We start from the raw sequence: 6,673 nt of genomic DNA, 5'->3' as shown, positions 1-6,673 counted from the left end.
TTCCCAAAAAAAAGTAAAGAATTCATTTGGTCAGGCGGAGGTCAGGTATAAAGTGAGTACAAAAGTCATTATGTTTGGTGTCGAATTCGAAGCAGAGTTTACATTGACAGATAGGTCAAAAATGAGGAATCCCATTCTTCTAGGAAGAAAAATATTGATAGGGAGATTTATAGTAGATGTGCAAGAGGTTAACTTATCAAAAAAATCATTGAAATGAAGATTGCGATTTTATCAAGAAACTCCCACCTGTATTCTACCAGGAGGTTATTAGAAGCAATTAAAGCCGCAGGGCACGAGGCCATGGTGGTTGACCATTCACTTTGTGATCTGATCATCGAACAGGATGGGCCTTCTATCATATATAAAGGAGAAAAACTTTCAGGAGTGGATGCCATTATTCCAAGGATCGGTGCCTCGGTGACTTTTTATGGTACAGCGGTAGTCCGTCAGTTTGAACTGATGGGTGCATTTTCTGCGGTTGAATCCCAGGCGATTGTCCGGAGCAGGGACAAATTGAGGAGCTTACAGATTCTTTCAAAAGCTGGTCTGGGAATGCCCAAAACAGCCTTTACCAACTTTTCCAAAGGGGGAGAAAAAGCGCTGATAGAAAGGGTAGGAGGAGCTCCTTTGATCATCAAACTGTTGGAAGGTACCCAAGGTTTGGGCGTAGTCCTGGCTGAAACAAAAAAAGCAGGTCAGTCGGTGATCGAAGCCTTTCATGGTTTAAAGGCAAGAATTATCGTGCAGGAATTTATCAAAGAAGCCAAAGGAGCTGATATCCGGGCATTTGTGGTCAATGGAAAAGTGGTTGGGGCCATGAAGCGTCAAGGGGCAGAAGGTGAATTTCGCTCCAACCTCCATCGAGGAGGGGTAGCAACTATCATTAAGCTTTCAAGAGCAGAAAAAATGGCCGCACTCGGTGCTGCAAAAGCCCTCGGACTTGCCATTGCAGGAGTTGATCTTTTACAGTCAGAAAGAGGGCCATTGATTTTGGAAGTAAACAGTTCACCGGGCTTGGAGGGAATTGAAAAAGCCACCGGAGTAAATATCGGGGGCGAGATAGTGAAATATATAGAGGAGTCGGTAGAGAAAAAAATCAAAAAAACTCAACATTAAAAATGGACAAACCAATCCGGATAGGCACTCGGGGCAGCAAATTGGCCCTTTGGCAGGCTTATCATGTGGCAGATTTGCTCAAGGCCCAAGGTTTGACTAGTGATATTGTCATCATAGAAACCAAAGGAGACAAGATATTGGATGTTTCCATTGCCAAAATTGGGAGCAAGGGTGTTTTTACAGAAGAGCTTGAAGATCAATTGGCTTCAGGTGCAATTGACATCGCTGTACATAGCGCCAAGGATATGCAGTCAAGATTGTCCGATGGATTTGAAATCATTGCATTTACAGAAAGGGAAGAGGAAAATGATATTATTTTAAGCCATGATCCTGACATTAATTACCAAGATCCACAAAAACCTTTGGTTCTTGGGACTTCTTCTACCCGACGGATTGCCACATTAAAACATTTTTATCCTCACATACAGACTGTAGAGGTCAGGGGCAATTTACAGACAAGAATTGCCAAAATGGAATCAGGTTTATGTGATGCGCTTTTATTGGCCTATGCGGGCGCACATCGGATGGGATATGATGATTTGATCAGACATAAGCTTTCATTGGATGAGTTTACGCCTGCTGTGGGTCAGGGAAGTGTAGCTATTGAGACTTCATTAAATCTAAACCCAACCATCAAAGCTCAAATAATATCCGCTTGCCATCATGAAGCTACAGGTTATAGATTACTGGCTGAAAGGTCTTACCTGCGGGTTTTGGAAGGAGGTTGCAGTATTCCTGTTTTTGCGTTAGCGGAATTAAAGAATAACACTTTGCACCTGAAAGGTGGCATTGTAAGCTTAGAGGGCAGCTCTAGGATCATGCACAAAGTGTCGGGAAGCCCTGAGCAATCAGAAGAACTTGGAAAGCAATTGGCTGACATGGTTTTGAAGGATGGAGGATTTGAAATATTAAAAGAGATAAAAACAGCTTTGAAAAAATGAAAAGTTTAAGGTTTGTATTGCCCATTATCACAGCAGTTGCACTGTTTTCATGCAAATCAGAAAAAGACTATCTGGTCAAAATCCAGACACGTCATGGGGATATGTATGCCATCTTGTTTGATGAAACCCCAAAGCATAAAAAGAATTTCATCGATTTGGCTCAGTCCGGAAGATTTGATTCCACGGAGTTTCATAGAATTATTCTTGAATTTATGATTCAGGGTGGTGATGTGTTCAGCAAGGAAAAGCTGCCTCAGGAAGAGTGGTACACAGTTCCTGCTGAAATCCAAAAAGGTATGATTCATAGTAAAGGTATGATCGCGGCTGCTAGACAGGGTACTAATGTCAATCCTGAGAGGCGGTCAAGCGGCAGCCAGTTTTATATTGTGCAGGGAAAGGTGTACAGCAGAGATGAACTCGTGACTGACATGAAGATCTTGTCAGATTATTTTTACAAATACATTCAGCTTGGCAGCAATGCGCATCTGAAGGATGCTTACAGCAAGTTGTACCAGGAGCAGCAATTTGATTCTTTGAATAAATTGATGCTGTATGAAAAAGATAACATGGAGTCTTTTTATAATATCAATCTTGAAAAACCAATGACGCCTCAGCAGATAGAAGCTTATACCGGCATAGGAGGAACTCCGCACCTCGACGATGAGTATACAGTTTTTGGCAAGGTTATTCAGGGCTTGGATGTAATGGAAAAGATAGCAGCAGAGCAAACTGCCGAAAGGGACAGACCCTTGAACCCGGTTTATATGAAAGTATCTGTTGAACACCTTCCAAAAAAGAAAATCACCAAAGATTATGGACATTCTTATGACAAAGAGTAAAACTGTCAAAGTTCTGGTCACCGGGGCCAATGGTCTTTTGGGTCAGAAATTAATGGACCAATTGAGATCTGATCCTGGATTCGAGGTCATAGGTACAGGGAAAGGAGATTCGAGATTGCCTGATTCATGGAAAGGAAGTTACGCATGGAGAGAAATGGATGTTACCGACAGACAGCAGGTTTTGGAAGTATTCGCCGACATCAATCCTGACGCGGTAATACATACAGCGGCCATGACCCAGGTGGATGATTGTGAAAAAGAAAAAGACCAAAGTCGAATAGCCAATATTGATGCTGTTTCGAATTTGATTGAGGCTTGCCGTACCAATGATGTACATTTGGTCCACCTTTCTACTGATTTTATTTTTGACGGAGAAGAAGGCCCCTATTCCGAAGAAGCAAAACCGAATCCCATCAATTATTATGGTCAGACCAAGCTTGAGGCAGAAAATAGAATATTGGAATCTGGGATCAAGTGGGCGATAGTCAGGACAGTTTTGGTATATGGGATAGCCAATGACATGAGCAGGTCGAATATTATTCTATGGGTAAAAAAATCACTTGAAGAAGGAAAGACCATCAAAGTAGTCAATGACCAATGGCGGACACCCACCTTAGCGGAAGATTTGGCAGAGGGATGTATCCTGATTGTGAAAAAGGGTGAAACGGGAATTTTCAATATTTCAGGGAAGGATTTCCTGACACCATATCAAATGGCTATTCAAACAGCAAATTATTTTGGCCTGGACAAATCCTTGATTACAGAAGTAGATTCAACACTTTTTACGCAGCCGGCCAAGAGGCCACCCAGAACAGGATTCATTATCGATAAGGCCAAAAATGAGCTGGGTTATTCACCTAAAACTTTTACAGAAGGAATTGGTATTTTATCAAAACAACTTAAATTAGCCGATTCTTAATTCTTAAATTTTCATTTAAAATTAACAAATCGATAAAGTATGGCAATGAATTCAGATACCCAAGGTAGAGGCCAATGGGGTTCCAGTTTGGGTTTTATAATGGCTGCTGCTGGTTCAGCGGTAGGTTTGGGCAACATTTGGAGGTTCCCCTATCTGACCGGTGAAAACGGCGGTGGAGCATTTGTATTTGTATATGCAATCTGCGTACTGTTAATAGGATTGCCGCTATTGCTGAATGAAATTGCCTTGGGCCGTATTTCAGGCAAAAACCCTATCGGTGCGATAAAAGCTACAGGTGGAAATGGCTTTTGGCAGATTGCCGGCATCTTGTGTATCCTCGTCTGTTTCTGTGTTTTAAGTTATTATTCTGTAATTGCAGGTTGGACAATTGGCTATATTTTCACTGAATTGATCAATATTCCAATAGACTTTGCGGATTTTCAGCAGACACCTATGTATGTGATACCCCTTTGCTTTATTTTTATTTTAATGACAATAGGAGTGGTTTTGGGCGGTGTTTCAGGCGGTATTGAAAAGGCAGCTAAGTTCTTGATGCCGGTCTTGTTTATCATCATCATTTTTATAGCTGGCAGAGCAGTGACTTTGGAAGGAGCCAGTGCAGGGATTGAATATTATCTATATCCTGATTTTTCCAAAATCACGACAAAAGTTATTCTTCAGGCGCTTGGACAGGCATTTTTCTCCATGTCAGTGGGATGGGGATTGATGATTACCTTCGGGTCTTATTTGCCTAAAAGTGGCAATATTGTACAATCTTCAGGTTGGATTGCGGGAATGGACAGCATGGTTGCCCTATTGGGCGGTTTGATGGTGTTTCCTGCTTTATTTGCATTACTTCCCGGAAAGGACCCTGCGGGCGGTCCTGCTTTGGTTTTCGAGGTTTTGCCAATGGTATTTGATGCCATGCCAGGTGGCAACTTCATTGGGGCTTTGTTCTTTCTACTTTTATTGGTTGCCGCTTTGACATCCAGTATTTCGATGTTGGAGGTTCCGGTGGCTTATTTTATAGATGAAAAAAAATGGAGCAGAAAAAAGGCCGCATGGACAATAGGTATTGCTGCTATGGCCCTTTCTGTGCCTTCAGCACTGTCGTCCATTGAAGGCAATTATTTTGAATCATTGACACTCTCTTTCTTGGGCAATACTCAGGTGGGCTTTTTCGCCATCATGGATTTTACTTTTGGTACATTTGCTGTAGTGGTGATATGTTTGATGCTTAGTCTTTATACAGGTTGGGCCAAGAAAATCGGAGATTTTGCCAATGAACTTGCTTTAGGTGCTCCGGGATTTAAAGGAGGTCTCAGGTCAGCATGGATTTTCTTTATTAAGTGGGTCTGTCCAATTGTGATTGCTTTGGTGTTGTTGGATCTTCTTGGAATTTTCGGAACTCCTCAGGAAGGGGGCTGATCTTTGAGATGAATTGCTTTAAAAAATATAAAGGGCATTCGTGCCCTTTTTTTTTATATATAACATTTTGCTTTTTATTAAAATATCTTTGTACATTAACCGATTGATTTTTACCTCTTAATATGAAAATACTTGTAGTCGACGACGATGCCATCAATAGATTGGTTTTACGGAAATTATTTGAGAGAGAGCAACATACAGTCCTTACTGCCGCGAATGGTTTAGAGGCCTTGGCTATTCTGATAGCAGAGGAGGATGTACATATCGTTATTACGGATATCATGATGCCGGAAATGGACGGGATTGAACTCCTTGCAGAAATCAAACTCAATGACAAAATCAATAAATTACCAATTATTGGATTCACTGCCGGAGATATAGATTACTTCAGAAGTATCACCCCGGTTTCATTTGATCGCCTGTTGCCAAAACCTATGAATTTTCATGAGTTATACAACATCACTCATCAGTTTGTAGCGGAAAGAGCAGTTTGAAAGGAATTTTTTTCAATCAGTTTATTTTTATTGGTTTTCCCGTGGCTTCCAAAAACAAAATCCTTACTTTGGGTTTTAAATTATAATTAAACCCAAATGAAAAACTTTATAGTCACTGTTCTAGGAATATTGGTTACCTTTTCTGCAAGTTCTCAGGACTTCTCAATAGGTCCAAAAGTTGGAGTTTCCCAGGCGAATATTTCAGTTACAGGTGACGATTTTACTTCCGGTGACAATAGCCTTGGATATCATTTGGGTCTATTTGTGCGAATGGGGGGCAGCTCGATCTTTATTCAACCCGAATTTTTATACACCAATACAGGAGGTTCTTTTGTCCAAAGACAGTCCAACGGAACTGACGTTTCGATTGACGCCAATTTCGATAGGGTGGATATACCCTTCATGTTCGGTTTTAAATTGGCCAATTTTTTCCGCTTGCAGGCAGGGCCGATGGCCTCAATTCTGATCGATTACAAAATTGAAGATGCCCTTCAAGTGCCTCAGGAAGTTGATTACAATACATCTACCATTGGTTATCAGGCAGGTATAGGATTTGATATTGGGAATTTAATCCTTGACTTGAAGTATGAAAATTCATTGGGAAAGATTTCAAGATCTTCCACTGCTTTTCCAACTGACCAACGATTAAATCAATTTATAATTTCTGCCGGATTTAGACTATTTTAAAAAAAGTATCATTCCCGGTTATTGGATTAAAATCTTAAAAAAAATACCTGCAGGATCGTTTGCAGGTATTATTTATGATATTTTTTGAAATGATGTTGATATCGCTCGTTATTTCACTTCAAATGAATATTCATCCAATTCATCTTGGCTTTTCATGATCACTTTGAACTTTCCCTTTCCAATGCTGCCATACTCCCAATCGGTATTGTGGACACCTGCTGGGAAATTTTGACTCCATGTTTTAATGGT

8 protein-coding genes are annotated in these 6,673 nt (G+C 40.8%); all 8 read left to right on the top strand.

Going from position 1 to position 6,673, the window contains the following annotated elements; all coding sequences use genetic code 11:
- A partial coding sequence (locus ACEW8O_RS24945) for a RimK/LysX family protein (protein WP_373497348.1) occupies positions 1-217 on the top strand: 217 nt, incomplete at its 5' end.
- Positions 214-1,116: a 30S ribosomal protein S6--L-glutamate ligase gene (gene rimK / locus ACEW8O_RS24940; RefSeq protein ID WP_373497347.1), complete on the top strand. Its 903-nt coding sequence runs from the start codon at positions 214-216 to the stop codon at positions 1,114-1,116. The genes ACEW8O_RS24945 and rimK, both read left to right, overlap by 4 nt.
- 2 nt (positions 1,117-1,118) lie before the next feature.
- On the top strand, positions 1,119-2,057 hold the full coding sequence (hemC, locus tag ACEW8O_RS24935; protein ID WP_373497346.1) for a hydroxymethylbilane synthase: 939 nt from the start codon (positions 1,119-1,121) through the stop codon (positions 2,055-2,057).
- Positions 2,054-2,896, top strand: coding sequence for a peptidylprolyl isomerase (locus ACEW8O_RS24930; protein ID WP_373497345.1), 843 nt, complete (start codon positions 2,054-2,056; stop codon positions 2,894-2,896). Before hemC ends, ACEW8O_RS24930 begins: the two co-directional genes overlap by 4 nt.
- On the top strand, positions 2,883-3,815 hold the full coding sequence (locus ACEW8O_RS24925; protein WP_373497344.1) for an NAD(P)-dependent oxidoreductase: 933 nt from the start codon (positions 2,883-2,885) through the stop codon (positions 3,813-3,815). The genes ACEW8O_RS24930 and ACEW8O_RS24925 overlap by 14 nt, the downstream gene beginning before the upstream one ends.
- A 39-nt stretch (positions 3,816-3,854) precedes the next feature.
- The gene (locus ACEW8O_RS24920) at positions 3,855-5,243 is read left to right on the top strand and encodes a sodium-dependent transporter (RefSeq protein WP_373497343.1); all 1,389 of its coding nucleotides are present in this window, start codon (positions 3,855-3,857) and stop codon (positions 5,241-5,243) included.
- A 122-nt stretch (positions 5,244-5,365) separates the two neighbouring features.
- Positions 5,366-5,737 (top strand): response regulator, encoded by a 372-nt coding sequence (locus ACEW8O_RS24915; protein WP_373497342.1) that lies wholly within the window; start codon positions 5,366-5,368, stop codon positions 5,735-5,737.
- Between the two features lie 96 nt (positions 5,738-5,833).
- Complete coding sequence (locus ACEW8O_RS24910; RefSeq protein WP_373497341.1) at positions 5,834-6,424, top strand: porin family protein; 591 nt, start codon at positions 5,834-5,836, stop codon at positions 6,422-6,424.
- The last annotated feature ends 249 nt before the right edge of the window (positions 6,425-6,673 follow it).

Origin of the sequence: Aquiflexum sp., from assembly GCF_041749095.1 — a bacterium.
Lineage (GTDB): Bacteria > Bacteroidota > Bacteroidia > Cytophagales > Cyclobacteriaceae > Aquiflexum.
Note: the sequence above shows the minus strand (reverse complement) of the source record. Positions and strands in the feature narration are given on the sequence as shown.

Bases quoted from the DNA above. Each gene is read 5' to 3' on its own strand.
- rimK (WP_373497347.1), top strand. From the start codon at position 214: ATGAAGATTGCGATTTTATCAAGAAACTCCCACCTGTATTCTACCAGG.
- hemC (WP_373497346.1), top strand. From the start codon at position 1,119: ATGGACAAACCAATCCGGATAGGCACTCGGGGCAGCAAATTGGCCCTT.
- ACEW8O_RS24930 (WP_373497345.1), top strand. From the start codon at position 2,054: ATGAAAAGTTTAAGGTTTGTATTGCCCATTATCACAGCAGTTGCACTG.
- ACEW8O_RS24925 (WP_373497344.1), top strand. From the start codon at position 2,883: ATGACAAAGAGTAAAACTGTCAAAGTTCTGGTCACCGGGGCCAATGGT.
- ACEW8O_RS24920 (WP_373497343.1), top strand. From the start codon at position 3,855: ATGGCAATGAATTCAGATACCCAAGGTAGAGGCCAATGGGGTTCCAGT.
- ACEW8O_RS24915 (WP_373497342.1), top strand. From the start codon at position 5,366: ATGAAAATACTTGTAGTCGACGACGATGCCATCAATAGATTGGTTTTA.
- ACEW8O_RS24910 (WP_373497341.1), top strand. From the start codon at position 5,834: ATGAAAAACTTTATAGTCACTGTTCTAGGAATATTGGTTACCTTTTCT.